Raw genomic sequence first — 20,671 nt, 5'->3', positions numbered from 1 at the left:
GGACGAGGGTCGGCACACGATGGCCGACTCCCTCGCTCCCAGCTTCGACGTCGAACGCGGTCCGATACTGGTGGGTGCAGTCGTCTTCGTGATCGGCGGCGTGATCGGACTCTTCGGCTTCCAGCGACCGGGCTACCTCCTCGCTGCGAGCCTGTTCGCCGGCGTCGCCGCGGGACTGCGCGGCGGGTACTACTCGCAGTCCTCGACCGAAGGCCTCGTCTCGGTGGTGGCGGGGCTCGTCCTCCTGTTCCCCGCGCTCGTCGTCTTCCGGGCGTTCTGGCTGAGTGCGTTCCCGAAGGCCGGCGACAGCGTCTACGAGTTCGCCTTCCTCGGCGTGGTCGGGGCGATCGCCGACGTCGCCGTCTTCGGACCCTTCTTCCTCCTCTTTGGCTACCTCGGCGGCAGCCTGGTCGGCAGGTTCCAGTCCGGGCCGGAGCGGTCGATTCGTCGCTCTGAGAACGAGTCTTGAATTTGGGGCGTTCATCAGAAGGCTTCTATCGCGCTTCGCGAGGCGACAATCAGCAGCAAGTGAAAGCCCTCACCCGCTCGCGGCCGCTGAGTGACATATCTTCGCTCGCGTCGCTCGCTCAGATAGGGGCCACTCAGCGACGCGCGAGACGGGGTCGCCCTTTCAGTCCACCAGGCATCTCAGGAGCGAAAGCCCACTGCGCATCCGGCCTCCTGGTGGACTGAAAGGGCGAGGCGGGGTCGCGGCGGCTCAGCCGGCCCTATCCGAACGAGCGTATGCGAGTGAGGATATCCGGCGGAGCGTGCGCGAGCGCGCCGAGGGCTTTCGAGGCGTGCGTCCCGAAACGTTTGAGGGCTGAGATTGGTGATTGTGAGCGTCTAAGCAAGGGCAAGCACTGCAAAAATCAGTCGTCTGCCGCAGGCTCCGCATCGACCGACACGTCCCCACTACCCTCGCTCACCCGCTCCCGCACGAGCCGCATCCGCTCGGGGATCGGCGGGTGGCTCTGGGTGAACGCGGCGTACCAGGGATGGGGGAACGGGTTCGCGAGGTTCTCGCTGGCGAGCGTCGCGAGCGCGCCGACCATCGGCTCCGCGGCGCCGAGCTGGTCGACGGCGTAGCCGTCGGCCTCGCGCTCGTGGGCGAGGGAGAGCTGGTTCAACAGGGGCGCGGAGAGTTCGAGGATCGGGTAGACGAACAGCAGGGCGACGATCAGGTGCGCGTAGGTCGCTTCTGCGGGCAGGGAGAACAGTTCGGGCACCCAGTCGGTCCCGAGCAGCCAGCCGAACACGGCGAACACCACGCCCATCTGGAGGGCGCTGGCGCCGACGCGCTTCCAGATGTGGTTGAACTTCCAGTGGGCGAGCTCGTGGGCGAGGACGCCCTCGAGTTCCGGCGTCGAGAGCTCCTCGAGCAGGGTGTCGAACAGGACGACGCGCTTCGTCGAGCCGAAGCCGATGAAGTAGGCGTTGAGGTGCGTCGAGCGCCGGCTCGCGTCCATCGTGTAGATGCCGGAAGCGGCGAAGCCGGCCTGCTCGAAGAGGTCCTCGATCGCCTCGCGGGCCGCCTCGTCCTCCAGCGGCTCGAAGTCGTTGAACAGCGGCGCGATGACGCGGGGGTAGAGGATCTGCATCAGCAGCCCGACGCCGATCACGAGCGCCCAGCCCGCGCCGACCCAGATCGGCGTCGCGAACGTCTCGATGAGCCAGAAGAGGACGCCCGCGAGCGGGAGCACGATGACGAGCCCGATGGCGAGGCCGAGGAGCTGGTCCTTGAGCCAGAGCCGCGGCGACTGCTCGTTGAAGCCGAAGATCTCCTCGATCGCGAACGTCGAGTACGCCGAGAAGGGCACGACGACGACGCGCTGGGCGACGAGCAGGCCGCCGACGAAGACGACGCCCTGGAGGATCGGGTCGAGACCGGTGTCAGCGAGCGCGTCGACGGCGGCGGTGAACACGCCCGCGTAGAGCGCCCCGAGCAGGAGCGCGAGGGAGACCCACGTCTGGAGCAGGGATGCGCCGGTGCGGGCGCGCTGGTAGCCGAGGATCTCCTCCGGATCCTCGACGCCCAGTTCTTCGGCGAGCCAGTCGGCGTTCTCCCGGATCGCCCGGGCACCGTAGCGGACGTTCAGGATCGAGAGCGCCGAGAAGAGCGCGGTCGTCCCCACGAGGAGCCCGACCAGGACGACGTGTGCGGCGAGCATACCGGCTATCTGGCGTGCGAGCCGGGAAACTGCTGCGATTTGATCGAACAGCGGCTTGTCTGTCGATGCAGCCTCGAAAGCCCCCGCGCTCTCGACTTCCGAGAGACGTTCCTGCTCGTCGCTACGCTTCTGCGCGGGCTGCGACTCTCGACGTCACACTCGTCGGAGCTTGCTCCGACGGTGGCGTAGCCGGCCGGGGCTTTCGAGGCTATGTTTGCGGAACAGATGATCGCCCAGAAAGAATCACCCCAAGCTACTCGCTAGAAACCGGGGCGAGAACGAACGGGAGTGAACGGAGCTGGTCTGTGAGCGGTGCCGTGCGCGATCGAGCAAACGCGAACGCCTAGCTGTGGATCCCCATCGCCTCGATCTGCTCCTGGTACCGATTGCGGATCGTGACCTCGGTGACCTGCGCGACGTCGGCGACCTCGCGCTGGGTCTTCTTCTCGTTACAGAGCAGGGAGGCGGCGTAGATCGCCGCGGCGGCGTAGCCCGTGGGCGACTTGCCCGACAGCAGGCCCTCCTCGGCGGTCTTCTCGATGATCTCGTTGGCCTTGGACTGGACCTCTTCGCTGAGTTCGAGTTCCGAGCAGAACCGCGGGACGTACTTCTTGGGGTCGACGGGCTTCATCTCCAGGCCGAGTTCCTGGGAGATGTAGCGATAGGTACGGCCGATCTCCTTGCGCTCGACCCGCGAGACCTCCGAAATCTCCTCGAGGCTGCGCGGGATGCCCTCCTTGCGGCAGGCGGCATAGAGGGCGGCCGTGGCGACGCCCTCGATCGATCGGCCGCGGATAAGGTCCTCCTTGAGCGCCCGGCGGTAGATCACGGAGGCGACCTCCCGTACGGAACGGGGCACGCCCAGCGCGGAGGCCATCCGGTCGATCTCGGAGAGGGCGAACTGGAGGTTGCGTTCGCCGGCGTCCTTGGTTCGGATGCGCTCTTGCCACTTCCGCAGGCGGTGCATCTGGCTGCGCTTCTTCGAAGAGATGGAGCGGCCGTAGGCGTCCTTGTCCTTCCAGTCGATGGTCGTCGTCAGGCCCTTGTCGTGCATCGTCTGGGTGGTCGGCGCGCCCACCCGCGATTTCTCCTGACGTTCCTGGTGGTTGAACGCCCGCCACTCGGGGCCGGGGTCGATCTGCTCTTCTTCGACGACCAGCCCACAGTCGTCACAGACGAGTTCGCCCCGGTCGGAACTCTTGACGAGATCCTCGGAACCACACTCGGGACACTCCCGTACGGTCTCTTCCTCAGAAGATTGCTCCGTCTCGCGCTCCCGTTGGCGGGTAGACCGTGTCATCGCACTTTTATAGTAGTATGATCTCCACACTTGAACCTTGCGCCGGTATCCGTTGGCTACTCCGAGGTCAGAAAGCGCCGGAATTTTCCCGAGTCCCCGCCCGCTGCGACATTGCCAACGGCATTCTGACGGCCGAACGGAAACGTTTTCAGCCAGAACCCCTCACCTGCGCTCAATGCCCGTACTGGAGTGCGACGTGGAGCGCGCGCGAGCCAGGCTCGCCGAGGCCGGCGCGACCGTCGAGTCCGGCAACACCGAGCACGAGCGCTGGCGCGCGACGCTCGGTGAGGCGACGGCGGTCGCCTACGACGACAAGGTCGTGATCCAGGGATCCCGTCCGAGCGACGTGCAGGCCGTCCTCGCCGAAGACGAGGGCGGCGCCGCGGAAGTCTATTTCGACGGTGCGAGCCGCGGCAACCCCGGTCCGGCGGCGATCGGCTACGTGATCGCCAACGACGGCGGGATCGTCGCGGAGGGCGGCGAGACGATCGGCAGCACCACGAACAACCGCGCGGAGTACGAGGCGCTGATCCGCGCGCTGGAGGTCACCGAGAGCTACGGCTTCGACGACGTCGACGTGTACGGCGACTCCGAACTCGTGCTCAAACAGCTCCGGGGCGAGTACGACGTGAACGTCCCGGAGCTCAGGGAGCGCCGGGTCCGCGCGATGGAGCTGCTCGAGAGCTTCGACGAGTGGGTCCTCCAGCACGTCCCCCGCGAACTCAACGACCGCGCCGACGCGCTCGCCAACGAGGCCCTCGACGATGCCTGAAGACGGCGGACCCAGCAACGAACCGAACGACGGCGACGAACCGGACCAAGCGACGGCCGAACCGGACGACTTCGAGGCGGACGACCAGCCCGCTGCCGACGCTCCGGCGGATCCCTTCGACCAGCGCGTCGCGCCGTACTCCGGCGAGTCCACCGTCGACGTCGACCCCGTGACGCCGCCCGAGCGCGGCGACGAGGACGTCGAACCCGACCTGCCCCAGGAAGCGATCGACGAGGCAGAACGGCTCACCCGACTGGCTCGCCGCGTGCCCGACGACGCGGAGACCGAGGCGTACCGCGAGCGACGGGCGACGCTCCTCGCCGAGCACGACTACGCCGCCCACGTGCGCGAGGATACTGACACCGGGGCTGGTGGTGCCGCCGGCGACGCCGACGGTCCCACGCTCGTCTGTCACCCGGTCGAGTGGCTGGACGGCGAGGGGTCGATCGATCCCGCCGAGATCGAGACGGTCGACCGCGCCGCGGAGGTCCACCTCGGTGCCGCCGGCGATCCCGAAGCCTGGGACGCCGTGGCTGGCAAGAACGATGCCGTCGTCGAGGCGATCCGCGAGTCCCACGGCGAGGACCACGGCGCCAACGCCGAGGCCTTCGCGACGTACGTCTCGAACCACCACGCCAAACCGATCGCGGCGGTGACGGCCGACGAACTCGCGTGGTTCCGCGAGGAGTACTACCCGCGGAACGTCTGGCCGACCGACGAGCAGCGTGCGTCGCTCGACCGGTCGCTGGAACTCGTCTACGAGGAGCTGGAGGTGCCCATGCCGGGCAGATCGTCGGAGGAATCCTGAGGAGCGGACCACTCGCTGGATGCAGCTTGCCGTACGGAGGACTATAGGTACTGCTCGGCAGTGGTGATCGTCGGAGTGGAGGCCGGTGCCGGAAGGCGGGGACGTTCCGTCGGAACGCCGGACGGCGCCCGACGGAGTCGTTTACTGTTCGAGTGCGTCGTCGACGATCGCGCGGACCTCGTCGGCCCGTTGCTCGTCGGTGACGATCCGGTCGAGCGACCAGGTGAGCTGGTCGATTACGGCGGCGTAGCCGGCGTCGGTCAGCTCGTACTGGTTCGTGCGCTTGTCGAGTTCGCTCTTGGAGACGAAGCCGATCTCGACGAGGTCGTCGAGGTTGGGGTAGAGGCGACCGTGATTGACCTCGTCGTCGTAGTACGCCTCGAGTTCGCGCTTGATCGCGAGTCCGTACATCGGCTCCTCGGCCAGGATCGTCAGGATGTGTCGCTGGAACGCAGTCAGATCGCGTGCCGTCGCACCGTCCACCGCCTGGGCCTCTGCCATGGATGCACTGTTGTGAGCACATTACTTAATATTCGTGTTTGAAACACGACGTGGCGACGACCATTGTGACTGGACCACAAATGGGCTCGCTGCTTGCGAATTTTCCTCCGCGTTCGGTCCGACTCCGTCCTGAATACTCACTGACGATTATGGGGAAAGTGGCGCCGTAGCGAACGAGATTCGCGGTCGAGACGACCGCGCCCGCGATGAAAAGGACTATCTGGAATCTGGGCCGATTTCGGACCGCATGGTCAATCTCTGGGAAGACCTCGAGACGGGGCCGAACCCGCCCGAGGAGATCTACGCGGTCGTCGAGTGTCTCAAGGGCGAGCGAAACAAGTACGAGTACGACAAGGACGTGCCCGGCGTGGTGCTCGATCGCGTCCTGCACTCCAACGTCCACTACCCGAGCGACTACGGCTTCCTCCCCCGGTCGTACTACGACGACGAGGACCCCTTCGACGTGCTCGTCCTCGTCGAGGACCAGACGTTCCCCGGGTGCGTCATCGAGGCCCGCCCCGTCGCGCTGATGGGCATGGACGACGACGGCGAGCAGGACGACAAGGTCATCGCCGTCCCCACCGAGGACCCACGCTACGACCACGTCCAGGACGTCGAGGACCTCACCGACCAGCAGAAGGCCGAGATCGCCGAGTTCTTCGAGACCTACAAGAACCTCGAGGAGGGCAAGGAAGTCGAGACGCTGGGCTGGGAGGACGCCGACGCCGCCAAGGACGCCATCGAGCACTCGATGGAGCTCTACGACGAGCACTTCGACAGCCCGCGCAACTGAGCCGCCTCGCTGTTTCATCCGTCACCGTTCGTCGGTCGACGCGGTCGCGACCGAGCGACAGCGCCGGGGGCAACCGTACCACCCACCGATCGTCGAACGCCACCGTTTTCTCGCGGGATTCCTAACGGTCGACCATGTCACAGCCACACGTCGTGGGCGTCGGCATGACGCGCTTCGACGCCCACGACCGACCGCTGGCGGAACTCTTCGGGGAAGCCGCGTTCGCGGCGATGGACGATTCGGAGATCGAGCGCGACGCGATCGACGCCTTCTACCTCGGCAACGCGATGGGCGGGCAGATCGAGCACGCGAGCCACCTCGCGCCGCAGCTGGCCAGCCACGTCGGGCTCGCGGGGATCCCCTGCCAGCGCTTCGAGGACGCCTGCGCGACCTCCTCGAACGCGTTCAAGCACGCCGTCGAGGCCGTCGAATCTGGGCGCCACGAGGCGGTCCTCGTCGGTGGCGTCGAGCGCTGCACCCCCGAGACCGGCATCGACACCGCCGAGATGACGACCCAGTTCGCGACGGCGATGCACGAGCTGTACGAACAGCCCGTCGGACTGTCCTTCCCGGGCGTGTTCGGCCTCCTGACCGATCGCCACATGCACGAGTTCGGGACGACCGAGGAGCACCTCGCCGAGGTGGCCGTGAAGAACCACTTCCACGGCTCGCTCAATCCCGACGCCCAGCACGGGCGCGAGATCACCGTCGAGGACGTGCTCGACAGCCCCGTGGTCGCCTCGCCGTTCCGCCTCTACGACTGCTGTCCGTTCAGCGACGGCGCGGCGGCGCTCGTCGTCACGAACGAGGAGACTGCCGAGCGCGCACACGCCGACGGCGGAGGGGAACCGATCGCAGTGCAGGGCGTCGGTCACGCGACGGATATCGTCCCGATCGCAGACAAGATCGAGCCGGGCGTCACCCAGGCCGCACGCGACGCCGCCGAACAGGCCTACGACGCCGCGGGCGTCGGTCCCGGCGACGTCGACGTCGTCGAACTCCACGACTGCTTCACCGGCGCGGAGATCCTCGCGACGGAGGCGCTGGGCTTCTTCGATCGAGGAGAGGGCGGCCCGGCGGCCGCCGAGGGCCGGACCCGTATCGGGGGCGAACTCCCCGTCAACCCCAGCGGCGGCCTGAAGGCCAAGGGCCACCCGATCGGCGCGACTGGGGCCGCCCAGATCGTCGAACTCGTCACGCAGCTCCGAGGAGACGCCGGCGACCGCCAGGTCGAGGATCCCGAGGTCGGCCTCGCGCACAACCTGGGTGGCGACACCGCCACGACGATCGTCTCGATCCTGGAGGTGGGAGCATGACCGCGCCACAGACCGACGGCGGTGACCGACCGGCGGGCGCGACCGATCCGAGCTACGAGGAGTGGCGCCGATCCCTCTGGGAGGACGAAACCATTCTCGGCCAGCGTTGTGGCGACTGCGGCCACGCCACCGCTGCGCCGAAGGCCGCCTGCGCACGGTGTGGCTCCCGGGACCTCGACCGGATCGAGCTTCCGACCGAAGGCGAGGTCTGGGCGCGCACCCGGATCGAGATCGCACCCGCGGATTTCGACGGACCCTACACCGTTGCACTGGTGGACCTCGGGGAGGCGAAGGTGCTCGCCCGACTCACCGACGAGTTCGCCATCGGCGACTCCGTGGCGCTGACGGACGTCTACGAGGGCGACCTCGGCCCCGCACCCGTGTTCGGCTGACCGCCCGATCGGTTGCCGTGCCTTTCGGCGCGTCGCAGAGCCTGCAACCCGACCGCGCGTTTGTACCGAACTGGTGCGAACGACGGATCGCATGTCGTTGCTCTATCGGTTCCAGGCCCTCCCCGCCGCACAGCAGCTGATCGTCTTCTCTGCGGTCCTCGATCCCCTCGGTCTCGCGCTGGGCTACCTGCTCGGCCCCAGCGCCGGCGTCGATCCGATCGTGGGCGCCGCCGGCGGTGCAATCGGCTCCTCGATGATCGTCTCCCTGTGGTTCACCGTGGGCAGGACGTGATCACATACCCCTGGGACCCGCGCCCGTCTCGCGTTCGACGCCCCTGGTTCGACACCCTTAATTGCCGAGCCCGATTTTCTCGATACGCGGGACCGTAGGGTAGTGGTATCCTCGGCGCATGGGGTGCGTCGGACCCGAGTTCGAGTCTCGGCGGTCCCATTTTCCACATCCCGAGCGACGGGTGGGGAAAATAGGAGCACGAGAACGAGCGAAGCGAGTTCTCGGCGGTCCGATATTCTCTGCGGAGCGAACGTACGTGAGCGACTGCAGAGAATTTGGACCTCGGAATGCGAGCGGAGCGAGTCTTCCGCTGGTCCCACTTCCACATTTTCCTTCGTCGGGTTTCCTCGCGAGCAGTCGGTTTGCTGCGGGAACTACTCATCGTAAAACGTGGGGAAAAACGACCGCACGTTGTTCGATCGGTGCGCGAACTCGGTGGCGCGGTGTACTCCTCGCCCTCCGATGGAGTGTAGCGATCGCGGAGAATTTGACGAGCGCGTCTCGCGATGGGGTCGCCGAACGGGGTCGTACCCTACAAACGATGAAGTAGACGGCGTCGGAAGGGGAGTTATGTCGCTCAGTCCATCTGGTAATCCGGAATGGTCCGAGCGGTGGGATCAACTCTACAGCGCTCTCGCGGCCGAAACGCGTCGGATGATCATTGCGTCGCTGCTGGAGGAACCGAAAGAGCGCCGGCTTCCGTTGCCCGATGCCGCCGAATCGCCGAACCAACCGATGGATTCCGAGACTCTGCGCATCAAGTTGCGCCATCACCACCTCCCGTTGCTCGCGAGGGCAGGGTACGTGCAGTGGGAGGAGGACCCGTTCGTCGTCCAGCGTGGGCCGCGGTTCGAGGAACCCGCAACCATCATTCGGATGGTGACCGAGTCGGTCGACGACCTGCCCAGGCCCCTGATCGACAACTGCAAGATATTCCAGGAGTGGGTGGAAAATGGCAGAAACTGACATCGTCGCCAGGGTCGTCGACGCGGTGGCCGCCGCCGACGGGGTGGAGGTAACCGACGTCGATCCGGTGTACGAGTACATGTACCCGGAAGTACTGCAGAAACTGTGCGAGCACGAGGGAGGGGAGTGGAGCCTCACGTTCCAGTTCGCCGACCACCAGATCACGGTCACCCACGAGTCCCGGATTTTCGTCGACGGAGTTGCGTACACCCACGATGCGTCGGTCAGCTAGTACGATACCCAGGAGTTGATCCACCGCGTCGCGCCGACTGAGCACGCTCGCTGTACTCCGCTACCCATTGCAAGTCGCAGGCAGGTGCCGTCGATCGGTGCTGACTCCCAGTCGCACCTGCAGCAAGTGAGCGAGACGAGTCCGTGGCAGTGCACCACCCAACGAGATTCGGCAGTCGTCCCAGGCGTCCGCTCGGACCGGCCAGGTGGCGCTCGCCGTCGAACGGCGGCGCGTCCGAACGGGGATCCCCGGAATCGGACGACCGCGACAGCGTCCCACTCGTGCGACGACGCACGTCGCCGCTGCCACCGGCTCGACGACGCTCTTCACCGCTGGCATCCGGAGCCCTCGCCTTCCCACAGCACTATCCGATTTCAGTGCGATCACTCGCTCATGGAACCCGACGTCGACGCCTTCGGCTCCCGCCGCTCCACCGTCTACGCCCCGGAAGGCATCGTCGCAACGAGCCAGCCGCTCGCCGCGGAGGCTGGCGTCGAAACCATGCGCCAGGGCGGCAACGCCTTCGACGCCGCGGTCGCCACCGCCGCCGCGCTCAACGTCGTCGAGCCGACCTCGACGGGCCTCGGCGGCGACGTCTTCGCGCTCTACCGGACCGCCGACGGCGACGTCGGCGCGATGCGGGCCTGCGGGGGTGCGCCAGCGGACGCGACCATCGAGAACGTCCGGGAGGCCGTCGCGGAGGGCCGGGGCGCGCCGGAGCAGCCGGAGGTCTCCGATCCCGCGAACGCGACGATGCCGGAGTTCGGGCCGCACGCCGTCACCGTTCCCGGAACGGCGCGGGGCTGGGAGGCGACCGTCGAGGAGCTTGGACGGCTCGATTTCGCGGAGACGCTCCAGCCCGCGATCCGCTACGCCGTCGACGGCTACCCCGTCACCGAGGTCGTCTCCGCGCAGTGGCAACACGGCGAGGACCGGTTCACCGACGAGCACGCTCGCGAGGCGTACCTCTTCGACGGCGAGGCCCCGGGCGTCGGGCAGGAGGTCACCCTCCCGAAGCTCGGCCGATCGCTGGAGCGGATCGCCGCGGAGGGCGCGGACGCCGTCTACGAGGGCGCGATCGGCGAGGAGATCGCTGCGGAGGTCCAGGAACAGGGCGGGTTTCTCACGACCGACGACCTCGCCGACTTCGCAGTCGAGTGGCCCGACCCCGTCTCCACGGAGTACCATGGTGCGGAGGTCTACGAGCTCCCACCAAACAACCAGGGGCTCCTCACGCTCGAAGCGCTCAATCTGGCGAGCGAGGTCGACGCCGGCGACCATCCCTACGACTCGGCCGAACGGGTCCACGCCTTCGCGGAGGCGATGAAGCTCGCGTTCGTCGACGGCCACCACTACGTCACTGACCCCGAATTCGAGGACGTGCCCGACCTCGCCTCGAAGCGGTACGCCGCCGAGCGAGCAGCGGAGATCGGGGATTTGGCGATCGAGGACGCCGACATCGGGTTTCCGAGGGACGCCAGCGCCGGAGGAGGGAACTCCACCGGCCACGACCCCGCCGAGGACGCCGACACCGCGTTGCTCTGTGCCGCCGACGCCGAGGGCAACGTCGTCTCCTTCATCAACTCCCGTTTCCACGGCTTCGGCTCCGGGCTCGTCGCCGGCGACACCGGCATCGCACTCCAGAACCGCGGCGCCTCGTTCTCGCTCGATCCCGAGCACCCGAACCGCCTGGAGCCCGGCAAACGGCCCTTCCACACGCTGATTCCCGCCGTCGCGAAACTCGACGAAGACGACTGGGCCGCCTTCGGCGTCATGGGTGGCTACATGCAGCCCCAGGGCCACGTCCAGGTGCTCTCGAATATCCTCGACTACGAGATGCCGCTCCAGGCCGCCCTCGACGCGCCGCGATGGCGCTACCGCGAGGACGGGTCGCTGGCGGTCGAGGAGCGACTACACGACGGCGTGGCGACGAAACTCGTCCGGAAGGGCCACGACGTGGGGATCCTGCCACCGGCACTCTTCGGCGGCGCACAGATCGTCCGGAACCAGGATGGAACGCTCTCGGGCGCGACCGAGCCACGGAAGGACGGACAGGTGGCCGGGTACTGAGCGGTCGGTCCGGAACCGTCGTCCGGGTTGCTGCTCAGGTCGTCGGTTCCAGTCAGCGTTTGTGCTCGACCCGCGTGCTGCCACACTTCGGACAGCGCGTCATCGTTCCGACGCCCGTCACCTCGATTTTGTCCCACTCGTCGCCGGCGGGTGCGCTGAATCGGCACGCGTGACAGACCAGCGTCGCGGGTTCTGCTGCAGGGGCACTCATGGCGGGGATCACCGCTATGAACTTCGATTGGATCGGACTAATAGATTGGCCCGCTAAGGATCGATGGAGACGTTGCTGGCTAGCTCGACCCGCAGAACCGCTTGGAAGCCCCCGCCCGCTCGCCCCCGCTGACTCGTTGCGCGCTTCGCTCAGTCGCTCCGCTCCTTCGCTCCAGTGCTTATTCCGAAAGACTTCGCTTCGCTCGTCTTTCGACGTTCGCCTCGCTCCGCTCGGCTCACCTTCGTCAGCTTCGGCGAGCGGGCGGCCCCTTCCAGTCCCACCCAATGATGGTTATCCGACTCTCGCGAAACCCCGGTAGAACGTCAAAATCAGTGTGCGGTCGGCGGCTGCGCCGCCGGCTCTCAGCGGTGGTCGACTCAGTCGCTGCGCGCGCCGGGGTTCGTGATCGCGCCGTTGGCAGCGGAGCCAAAGAGCGCGCCGTACTTCGCGAGGACGCCGCTCTCGTAGTTCGGTTCGGGTGGGGTCCAGTCCTCGCGGCGGGCGTCGAGTTCCTCCTCGGGCACGTCGACGTCGAGCACGCGGTCGGGGACGTCGATCGTCACGTGATCGCCGTCCTCCAGCAGACCGATCGGGCCGCCGTCGTGGGCCTCCGGGGCGACGTGGCCGATCGAGAGGCCCCGCGTCGCGCCGGAGAAGCGGCCGTCGGTGATGAGCGCGACGTCCTCGGAGTGGCCCTGCCCGGCGACCGCGGAGGTGACGCCGAGCATCTCGCGCATCCCGGGACCGCCGCGCGGCCCCTCGTTACGGACGACGATCACGTCACCGGTGTCCACGTTCCCCTCCTGGACGTACTCCATCGCGCCCTCCTCGTCTTCGAACACGCGGGCTGGCCCCTCGTGGTGCATCGTGCCGTCCTTGGCAGTTACCTTCAGTACGGCGCCATCCGGCGCGAGGGAGCCGGTGAGGATCTTGATCGCGCCCTCCTCGTGGATCGGGTCGTCGACCGGGTAGAGGAAGTCGACGTCGAGGGCCTCGATCGCTGGCGGGTCGATCCGCTCGAGTTCCTCGGCGATCGAGTTGCCGGTGACCGTCAGCGCGTCGTCGTGGAGGTAGCCGCCCTCGTACAGCGCGTTCAGGACGACCGGGACGCCGCCGACCTCGTGGAGGTCGTTCATCACCTTCGAGCCGCCGGGCTGGAGGTCGGCGATCTTCGGGGTCCGGCGGGAGACCTCGTCGAAGTCCTCGATGTCGAGGTCGATGCCCGCCTCGGCGGCGAGCGCGAGCAGGTGGAGCACGGCGTTCGTAGAGCCGCCGATCGCGACCTGCAGCGCGATGGCGTTCTCGAAGCTCTCGCGGGTGAGGAAGTCCGAGGGCGACCAGCCGCGCTCGACGGCGTCGACGACGAGTTCGCCGGTCTCGCTCGCGACGTCGTAGCGCCCCTGGTCCTCGGCGGGCGGGCTGGCGCTGCCCAGCGGCGAGAACCCGAGCGCTTCGGAGAGGCTCGCCATCGTGTTCGCGGTGAACATCCCGCCACAGGAGCCCGCGCCGGGACAGGCCTCGTGCTCCATCTCGACGAGTTCGTCCTCGCTCATGTCGCCGGTCGCGACCGCGCCGACGCCCTCGAACATGTTCTGGATCGTGATCTCCCGGCCCTCGTGCTCGCCGGGCATGATCGACCCGCCGTAGAGGAAGGCGCTGGGGAGGTCGGTGCGGATCATCGCCATCATCATCCCCGGCATGTTCTTGTCGCAGCCGCCGACGGTGACCAGGCCGTCCATGCGCTCGCCGAACGCGACGAGTTCGACGGAGTCCGCGATGACCTCTCGGCTGATCAGGGAGGCCTTCATCCCCTCCGTCCCCATCGAGATGGCGTCCGAGATGGTGATCGTCCCGAACTCGATTGGCATCCCCTCGCCGGCGTCGACGGCGTCGTAGGCCGACGCCGTCACGTCGTCGAGGTGGACGTTACACGGCGTGACGTCCGCCGCGGGGTTCGCGACGCCGATCATCGGCGAGGAGAGGTCCGCGTCGTCGTAGCCCATCGCGCGGAACATCGCGCGGTGGGGCGCCTTCTCGTAGCCTTCGGTGACTTCCGTCGACGGCAGGTCCGCCCGCTTCTCGGGCGTCTCGGGGGATCCCTGCTCGGGCTGTTGACTCATGGTCCGTCTCTGGGTCGTGGAGGGATAAAAAGCGTCCCGAAGGCGCGGGCGTTGCTGGCAGACGCGGCGATTGCTATGAGGTGGGACGACCGCGTCGGCGCGGGGTGCCGGCAGCCGCGAACGCGTCGTCGATCGAGCAGCCGGCAGCTACCGCGACGGGAGCACGTCGGCACTGCGCAGCGCCCGCGTCGAGGCATCGAGCACGTCTGCTGGCTCGATCGACGCGTCCGTCCACGCCGGCAACCGCGCATCCGGTCCCGGCGGCGCGATCGCGTCGACGTACGCCCGGACCTGGTCGCGCTCCGCCTCCCGGTCGTACGGCAGCCCGTTGTGCGCCGCGTCGGCGGCGTACTGCGCGACGAGTCGATCGCCGTGGGCGAGGTAGGCCTCGCACAGCTGATCGTACTCGACCTCGATACCCCGATCCGCCAACGCGCGAAACAGCGCCGCCCCGACCTGCTCGCTCATCGAGGCGAGGCCGCCCTCGCCGTCGACGCTCCGGTGGTCGTGGCGGTGGATCCCCAGGTCGACCTGCGCGGAGCCCTCCGGACCGGCGAGCCGGAACGCCTCCCCGAGCGTGCCGATCTCGAGGCCCCAGGCGCGCTGCGCGCGCATCGACTGGACCACGTCTGCCGTCGCCCCGAACTCGCCGGCCAGCGCGTAGCGGAATGCAGCGAGGTAGTCGACGATCCCACCGTTCGCGTCGCCGGTCGGTTCGTCGTGGAGGTCCTCGAGCGCGGCGACCAGGGGTTCGTAGAACAGTCTGCAGAGCCGGCCGTAGAGCCCGTCCTCCTCGACGCGGGCGTAGTACCCCTTCGTGAACGAGCACTCGGCGTTCGCGAGCGGCGCGGCGAGTTTCGGCACGTGGGCGGCGTCGTAGCTCGTCGCGTCGGCGTCGTGGACGACGACGTACTCCCCGCGGTCGGCGGCGACGCCGAGGCCGAGCCAGACGTCCGCGCCCTTGCCGACGGCGGGGGCACTGTCCGGGCCGGCGCTATCGCCGGTGTACGCGAGGCCGGCGTCCGCGAGCAGCTCCTCGACAGCGGGCCCGTTGCACCACAGCAGCTCCATTTGCAGATCGAAGCCCGCGAGCCAGTCGCGAATCTCGTCGATCCGCTCGGCCGGCGCGCGGACCGGCACCACGACGCATTCGAGGTCGTGGCCCGCCAGCGTCTCGAAGGTGTGCTCGGCCGCGGGCCGCCCGACCTCGCGGGGCATCACCGGCACGACGACCGCCGTCGAGGACAGCGGCGCGTCGGGGACGTGCCCGGCGAAGTCGTGGAGCGTCGCGACCCGCTCCTGGACGTACTCCATTGGGGAGTCGTCCGGGTTGCACGCCCTAAATCACCGCGGAATCGGCAGCGAACTCGGAAGTGGCTGGTGGGTACCGTGGGAAGGGTAGCGGCCGTCTCACTACCCAGCCATCGCCACTCGAAACCGCCCGAGTTCGTCACGTGGGCTATTGGCACGAACGGCGATGCTTCCAGAAACGCTTGCCGAGAGACCCTCCTTCGATTCGAAAGGCTTGCAGTGTCCCCGTCGGTACCAATCAGTAGATGCCCTCCAGGCGCGTGCAGGTCTTCGGTTCGCTGTGTGCGATGGTGTTTCTGGTCAATCTCGGCCGGGTCATCTTCGCGCCGCTGGTCCAGCCGCTGTCGGACGCCTTCGGACTGAGCGGCGGCTCCATCGGGCTGATCGTCACGCTCGCGTGGCTGGGTAGCGCGGTGCCGCGGCTGCCAGCGGGCTACGCACTGACGCGGGTTCCGCGGCACTACGTCATCCTCGCGGCGGGGATCGGCCTGACCGTCGCCGCCGTCCTCACCGCAGCCGCGCCGTCACCGATCGCCGTGGGGATCGGGGCGTTCCTGCTGGGCCTCGCGAGCGGGGCGTACTTCATCGCGGCGAACCCCCTCGTCTCGGAGCTGTTCCCGAACAGCGTCGGGCGGGTGCTGGGGATCCACGGCGCGTCGGCACAGATCGCCGCGGTGCTCGCGCCGCTGGCGGTCACTGCGGTCCTCGCGATCGCGACCTGGCGTGGCGTGTTCGTGGTGATCGCGGTCGTCGGCGCGCTCGGGACGGCGGCCTTCTTCGTCGCGGCACGTCGGGCGGACCTTCCCGACGCCGGATCAGAGGATCGGGAGATCCTCGCCGCAGTGCGCCGGCAGTGGCGGCTGATCCTGACCGGGATCGTCCTCATCGGCGTCGTCGGGCTGGTCTGGAACGGCGTGTTCAACTTCTACGCGACCTACCTCGAGGACGTCAAGGGGCTCTCGCGTGGCACCGCGAACCTGATGCTCACCGTGGTGTTCGCGGCGGGAGTGCCGGCCTTCTACGCCGGCGGGCAATTCGCGGATCGATTCGAACACGTCCCGGTCGTCCTCGCCGTGATGACCGGGTTTACCGTCGGCCTGTTCGCGCTGACCGCGGCCTCCGGACTCGCCGCGATCGTCGCGGCCAGCGTGCTGATCGGCTTCATCATCCACGCGCTCTTTCCGGCGATGGACACCTACATGCTCGACACGCTCCCCGACGAGCACCGCGCGAGCGCCTACGCCGTCTACAGCGCGACGATGATGCTGATCCAGGCCAGCGGCAGCGTCGTCGTCGGCACCCTCACGGACTACGGCGTCGGCTTCGACGCGCTGTTCCTGGGGATGGGCGTGATCGTCCTCGGGTTCGTCGCAGTGATGGGCACGCTGTACCTCTCGGGCCACCTCCCGACCGGCGGGAAGGCCCACCGACTGGAGGCCTGAGGCGATCCCCGGCCCGGTTCAGGACGATCGGACGGCCAGTTGCTCCCAGCATCGGTTTTTTGAGGGGCCCCTTCGTAGGCGTCGCCATGAAATCCGTCCGGAAGGGGCTGCGGGACAGCGACCTGGAGAAGGACAACTACGGTCGCCTCGCCTGTACGGCCTGCGACGAGGAACTGAAGTCCGAGAACGATCCGGACGAGGTCGGGACGGTCCGCGTCTGCCCCAGTTGTGGCGCGAAGTGGAAGGAGCTGAAGTAGCGCGTCCCTCCCTGCCGCTCGATCGGTCAGTGCGTCGCGAGCCGCCGGTGCGCTCCGGCGCTCACGCCGAATCCGAGGCGAACACCGCGTCGAACGCCTCCGCACCGAGCGGGTCGAACTCGCCGGCCCGCACGTTCTCGATCGCGTGCTCGCGGCTGCTCGCCCCGACCAGCGACGAGGTCACTCCCGGCGCGCTCCGCGCGAAGTTGATCGCGCGCTGGGCCGGCGTGTCGCCCTCGACTCGAACCGCGACGTGCTCGGGGACGCCCTCCGCCAGTTCGCCCTGCCCGATGCTCGCGCTCGTGAACACCGAGAGCCCGGCGTCCTGCGCGAAGTGCAATGCCGACTGCATCCCCTCCGGGCCCTCGTGGGCGGCGACGGTGAACGCGTCCGCCATCTCGGCGTTGAACGGAAGCTGGATCGCACGGAAGCCGGTCGTCTGCGCCCCGGCGGTTTCGGCTGCCCGCCGGGCTCGCTGGATGACTTCGGGAAGAGAGAGGTGCGAGTCGTGCTCGGGCGGCACCCGGAAGGCGTCCCAGCTTGCGACGCCGTAGGCGCGAATATCCCCCTCTGCGCGCCGCTCCTCAAGGCGCTCGAAAGCGGCTTCGAGCTGGTCGTAGACCGCCTCCCGCGACCGAACGTCGAGTTGCGTCTCGGGGTTGTGCACGTAGTACAGGTCGATCGTGTCGAGGCCGAGATTCGCGAGCGATCGATCGAGCTGGTCGTCGAGGAACGCCGGTGCGATCGCGTGTGCGCCGTGGGCGAGGTCCGCCGGATCGACGATGCCCGGTTCGACGAACGTCTCGCGAACGTACCGGCCCGGATCGTCGGGCCGCTCGCCGTCGAACGGCAGGAAGCCGCCCTTCGTCGCGACCAGCACGGACTCGCGCTCGACGCCCGAATCGGAGCCGGCCACGTCTGCGTCGGGGGCCGATTCGGCCGCGTCGGCGGTTTCCGGTACGTCCGCCTCGCCGCCGGCAGCGTCGCGCTCCGGAGCGCCAGCGTCCGCCGCCTCGGCGAGCGCCTCGCCGATCACCCGCTCGGAGCGCTGGCAGCGGTAGTTGATCGCGGTGTCGAGCACGTTGCAGCCCCGCTGCAGCGCGGCGACGATCGCCTCACGGTAGGCGTCGTCGACCTCGTCGGTCGGGTCGCCGAGGTAGGTGCCGAGGCCGATGCTCGAGACGACGCCCTCGCCGTGGCGCCGGAAGAAGGTCAGCCCGAAGTCGCCGCCGTGGCGATCGCGGTACGCCCAGGTCCCCTGCGCCGTTGCCATGCGTCCGCTTGGGGGTCGAGACGGTTAGCTGGACGGCTTCGCGGACGGCGCTCGACGTCGGTAACTGGGCGTCCGCGGTTCCTGGCGTCGCTGGTCGTCGCGATCAGTCCGGCAATCGGGTCTCGAAGGAGACGCCCGGGCCGTGAGCGTCCGGATCCTCCGGGAGGTAGGTGCCCTCCAGTCCGCAATCGTCGACCAGCGTGCAGACCGTGCGCTCTGGCGGCCAGATCACGGAGACAGACGTGCCCGACCGCCGGACGTCGACCTCCTGGCGGTAGGTCAGCGTCGAGCCGTCCGCCGCGACCAGTCGGACCTGGAGCGCGACCTCGTCGTACGCCTCGATCGGCAACTGCTCGCCAGCCGTGCCGTCGGGCCGCTCGAGTCGTGCGCCGCCGGCGCCGAGCGACCAGCCGACGGCGATCGAATCGTCCGGCTCGTCGACCCGGTAGGTCGCGAACGCGTCGCCGTCCGTCTCGAGGCGGACTGCCGCGTGATCGATCCGGGCGGGGACCCCGACGACCATCTGGCCGGTGAACGACTCGGCCGTTCGAACGTCGAGGCGCTGGATCCGCGGCTCGACCGGTTCGTCGCCGGGGGTCCACTCGCCGCGGTAGGTGTATCGATAGGGCGTCCGTTCGGGGAAGGCCTCGAGCACGGCGAAGTCGCTCGCTGTGTGGCGGTCCATCGCGTAGACGACCTCGCCGTCGAGCCGACCGTCGTTACGCAGCGGCTGGAACGGATGGTTCAGCCAGTCGCCCCACGGCGTCGGGACGAAGACGACGGCGTCGTCGAAGCTGCGCTCCTCGAAGGGCTCGTATGCCGATTCGAGGGAGTCCGTCCGCTGCTCGTGGCGATCGACCGGCCCCTGGACGAGCGCGGCGCTGGCCGCGCCGCCGACCGCGGCGAGGAGCAGCAGGCTCGCGAGGGCGACCGCGCGGAGCGCCCGTGGTGACGCGATCGCGGTCAGTCGGGCCGCGAGCCCAGTCGCCGCCGTCCGACCGCCGAATCCGGCACTCGCCGACGGATCCGGGTCCCAGGCACGTACCCATCGCCAGGCGCCGACGAGGCCCGCCGCTGCGAAGATCGACAGCGGCGCGACCAGGTCGAAGTGGTAGAAGGGACCGAACAACCCGAGCAGGCCGTCGGTGGGGTCGTCGAAGTCCGCGAGGATGTTGTGGTTGCCCCAGAACGCGACGTTGCCGGCGATAACGGTGACGAACAGGCCAGCGAGGAGCTGCTGGCCGGTGTGCTCGAACGGCTGCCGGTCGGCGAGCCGGCGGAATCGCTCCATCTCCCACCGGCGGGCTGCCATCGCGAGCCCGCCGATCGCCAGCAGCGTGCCGACCGGCCCCGCCGGGCCCCACCTGGTCGCAAGCCCCCAGAGCACGTGGGCGCTCGACTCGATGCCGAGCGCGACGGTGAAGTCGATGCCGTGGCCGACGATCTCGCGGTGGCCGAAGCCGGGGCCGTCCTGCGGCGCGAAGGCAGTGAAGGGAAAGCGGAACGGCGAGCCGGTGAGGACGACGTTGTACGCGAGCGTCAGGCCGACGAAGGCGAGGCCGACGGCCGCGGTCCCGGTGTTTCGACGGAGCGCTTCAGGGAGGGTGTGCCAGCGCTCGCGAACGGTCGTGCCCCGCAGGAGCGCCGTTCGGTCAGCCGCCCGAAGCGAGGTCGCGATCTGCCAGCAAGCGTGGGTGACGAACGGCGCCGCGAACAACAGGGCGGTGTAGGGCCGCCCGAAGAAGGCGAGACCGATCGCGAGGCCGGCGACGATCCCCCAGGCGACGCTCCGCCTTCGGTAGGCCCGGAGGTAGCAGACGGCGAAGGCGAGATTCAGCATCGTCGTCGGCGCGTAGGGCAGGAACACGGACGTCGTGAGCAGCGTCGTCGGTGTGGTCGCGAACGCCGCGGCCGCGAGGAGCCCGATCCGGCGGTCGAACGCCTGGGCGCCGAGGGCGTAGACGAGCGCGACGTTCGCGGCGGCGACGAACGCGAGCGCGAGTCGCGGCGCGCCGAACAGGCCCATCGGAATCGCGTAGAGCAGTGCGGGGTAGGGCTGGTACTTCGGGTAGAGCCGGCCGCCGTCCTGGACGAAGAACCACGGGCGGACGGCGTCGGCGACCGGGCCGGCCTGGAGGGAGAGTCGCCCGTCGAGGAACAGCGCGGCCTGCTGGAGGTAGACGCCCTCGTCGTGGTTCGCGGAGTGGTAGGGGAAGAGGTCGGTGGCGATCCAGAAGGTGAGGGCCCCAGCAGCGAGGGCGAGGAGGGCAGCGGCGAGGCGCTCGGGCGGCTGCTCGCGGAGGCGGAGTCGCGCGTGGACGTCACTGCGCAGCCGTGCGAGCAGCGAGCGGGCGCGATCGGACGACACGGGTGATGAAGGGTTCGGACAGGGAATCAGCGTGGCGATGCGACCGCGGGTCGGGCATCGGCCGGAAGTGGCCGGA

At 68.5% G+C, this 20,671-nt stretch carries 20 protein-coding genes and 1 tRNA gene; 13 read left to right on the top strand and 8 right to left on the bottom strand.

Annotation, left to right across the window (positions count from 1 at the left end; genetic code table 11):
• Positions 1-19 precede the first annotated feature (19 nt).
• Entirely contained in the window at positions 20-469 is a 450-nt protein-coding gene (locus tag L593_RS09275; RefSeq protein ID WP_020446702.1) for a hypothetical protein, read from the top strand.
• 403 nt (positions 470-872) lie between these two features.
• Here L593_RS09275 and L593_RS09270 read toward each other — a convergent pair whose 3' ends face one another.
• Together L593_RS09270 and L593_RS09265 are read right to left on the bottom strand one after the other, a co-directional pair.
• Positions 873-2,171 carry a M48 family metallopeptidase gene (locus L593_RS09270; protein WP_020446701.1) on the bottom strand — a complete coding sequence of 433 codons (1,299 nt, stop codon included), beginning with the start codon at positions 2,169-2,171 and terminating at the stop codon, positions 873-875.
• Between the two features lie 343 nt (positions 2,172-2,514).
• The gene (locus L593_RS09265) at positions 2,515-3,471 is read right to left on the bottom strand and encodes a transcription initiation factor IIB family protein (protein ID WP_020446700.1); all 957 of its coding nucleotides are present in this window, start codon (positions 3,469-3,471) and stop codon (positions 2,515-2,517) included.
• Positions 3,472-3,646: 175 nt separating this feature from the next.
• Here L593_RS09265 and rnhA point away from each other — a divergent pair, with 175 nt between their 5' ends.
• Both rnhA and L593_RS09255 read left to right on the top strand, forming a co-directional pair.
• Positions 3,647-4,243 (top strand): ribonuclease HI, encoded by a 597-nt coding sequence (gene rnhA, locus L593_RS09260; protein ID WP_020446699.1) that lies wholly within the window; start codon positions 3,647-3,649, stop codon positions 4,241-4,243.
• Positions 4,236-5,051 carry a hypothetical protein gene (locus L593_RS09255; protein WP_020446698.1) on the top strand — a complete coding sequence of 272 codons (816 nt, stop codon included), beginning with the start codon at positions 4,236-4,238 and terminating at the stop codon, positions 5,049-5,051. The genes rnhA and L593_RS09255 overlap by 8 nt, the downstream gene beginning before the upstream one ends.
• 141 nt (positions 5,052-5,192) lie before the next feature.
• Here L593_RS09255 and L593_RS09250 read toward each other — a convergent pair whose 3' ends face one another.
• The gene (locus L593_RS09250; protein ID WP_020446697.1) at positions 5,193-5,552 is read right to left on the bottom strand and encodes a PadR family transcriptional regulator; all 360 of its coding nucleotides are present in this window, start codon (positions 5,550-5,552) and stop codon (positions 5,193-5,195) included.
• A 247-nt stretch (positions 5,553-5,799) separates the two neighbouring features.
• On the opposite strand from L593_RS09250, the gene L593_RS09245 reads away from it, so the two are divergent.
• The 8 genes from L593_RS09245 to ggt all read left to right on the top strand — a co-directional run bounded on the left by L593_RS09245 (position 5,800) and on the right by ggt (position 11,613).
• Positions 5,800-6,345, top strand: a complete 546-nt coding sequence (locus L593_RS09245; protein WP_020446696.1) for an inorganic diphosphatase — start codon at positions 5,800-5,802, stop codon at positions 6,343-6,345.
• A 134-nt stretch (positions 6,346-6,479) separates the two neighbouring features.
• Positions 6,480-7,661, top strand: coding sequence for a thiolase domain-containing protein (locus L593_RS09240; protein ID WP_081638687.1), 1,182 nt, complete (start codon positions 6,480-6,482; stop codon positions 7,659-7,661).
• Positions 7,658-8,053 carry a Zn-ribbon domain-containing OB-fold protein gene (locus tag L593_RS09235; protein ID WP_020446694.1) on the top strand — a complete coding sequence of 132 codons (396 nt, stop codon included), beginning with the start codon at positions 7,658-7,660 and terminating at the stop codon, positions 8,051-8,053. Before L593_RS09240 ends, L593_RS09235 begins: the two co-directional genes overlap by 4 nt.
• Before the next feature lie 73 nt (positions 8,054-8,126).
• A complete protein-coding gene (locus L593_RS09230) occupies positions 8,127-8,345 on the top strand; it encodes a hypothetical protein (RefSeq protein ID WP_020446693.1) in 219 nt (72 codons plus the stop codon).
• A gap of 88 nt (positions 8,346-8,433) precedes the next feature.
• Positions 8,434-8,504 (top strand) — tRNA-Pro (locus tag L593_RS09225).
• A gap of 645 nt (positions 8,505-9,149) precedes the next feature.
• Positions 9,150-9,311 carry a hypothetical protein gene (locus L593_RS16300; RefSeq protein ID WP_236608579.1) on the top strand — a complete coding sequence of 54 codons (162 nt, stop codon included), beginning with the start codon at positions 9,150-9,152 and terminating at the stop codon, positions 9,309-9,311.
• A complete protein-coding gene (locus tag L593_RS09215; protein ID WP_020446691.1) occupies positions 9,298-9,543 on the top strand; it encodes a HalOD1 output domain-containing protein in 246 nt (81 codons plus the stop codon). Before L593_RS16300 ends, L593_RS09215 begins: the two co-directional genes overlap by 14 nt.
• A gap of 393 nt (positions 9,544-9,936) precedes the next feature.
• Positions 9,937-11,613 (top strand): gamma-glutamyltransferase, encoded by a 1,677-nt coding sequence (ggt, locus tag L593_RS09210; RefSeq protein WP_020446690.1) that lies wholly within the window; start codon positions 9,937-9,939, stop codon positions 11,611-11,613.
• A gap of 52 nt (positions 11,614-11,665) precedes the next feature.
• On the opposite strand, the gene L593_RS16025 is transcribed toward ggt, so the two are convergent.
• From L593_RS16025 to L593_RS09200, 3 genes are all read right to left on the bottom strand, one after another.
• Entirely contained in the window at positions 11,666-11,824 is a 159-nt protein-coding gene (locus L593_RS16025; protein ID WP_020446689.1) for a hypothetical protein, read from the bottom strand.
• 377 nt (positions 11,825-12,201) lie between these two features.
• Entirely contained in the window at positions 12,202-13,944 is a 1,743-nt protein-coding gene (gene ilvD / locus L593_RS09205; protein ID WP_020446688.1) for a dihydroxy-acid dehydratase, read from the bottom strand.
• A gap of 147 nt (positions 13,945-14,091) precedes the next feature.
• Positions 14,092-15,258 carry a glycosyltransferase-like protein gene (locus tag L593_RS09200; RefSeq protein ID WP_020446687.1) on the bottom strand — a complete coding sequence of 389 codons (1,167 nt, stop codon included), beginning with the start codon at positions 15,256-15,258 and terminating at the stop codon, positions 14,092-14,094.
• 242 nt (positions 15,259-15,500) lie between these two features.
• On the opposite strand from L593_RS09200, the gene L593_RS09195 reads away from it, so the two are divergent.
• On the top strand, positions 15,501-16,697 hold the full coding sequence (locus L593_RS09195; protein WP_049894022.1) for an MFS transporter: 1,197 nt from the start codon (positions 15,501-15,503) through the stop codon (positions 16,695-16,697).
• Between the two features lie 86 nt (positions 16,698-16,783).
• Complete coding sequence (locus L593_RS16020; protein ID WP_020446685.1) at positions 16,784-16,954, top strand: HVO_0758 family zinc finger protein; 171 nt, start codon at positions 16,784-16,786, stop codon at positions 16,952-16,954.
• A gap of 61 nt (positions 16,955-17,015) precedes the next feature.
• On the opposite strand, the gene L593_RS09190 is transcribed toward L593_RS16020, so the two are convergent.
• Both L593_RS09190 and L593_RS09185 read right to left on the bottom strand, forming a co-directional pair.
• Positions 17,016-18,227, bottom strand: a complete 1,212-nt coding sequence (locus L593_RS09190) for an aldo/keto reductase (protein ID WP_020446684.1) — start codon at positions 18,225-18,227, stop codon at positions 17,016-17,018.
• Positions 18,228-18,330: 103 nt separating this feature from the next.
• Positions 18,331-20,595 carry a glycosyltransferase family 39 protein gene (locus L593_RS09185; protein ID WP_020446683.1) on the bottom strand — a complete coding sequence of 755 codons (2,265 nt, stop codon included), beginning with the start codon at positions 20,593-20,595 and terminating at the stop codon, positions 18,331-18,333.
• Positions 20,596-20,671: the final 76 nt, after the last annotated feature.

This window comes from Salinarchaeum sp. Harcht-Bsk1 (assembly GCF_000403645.1).
Classification (GTDB): domain Archaea; phylum Halobacteriota; class Halobacteria; order Halobacteriales; family Salinarchaeaceae; genus Salinarchaeum.
This window is presented reverse-complemented; position numbering and strand designations above follow the sequence as displayed.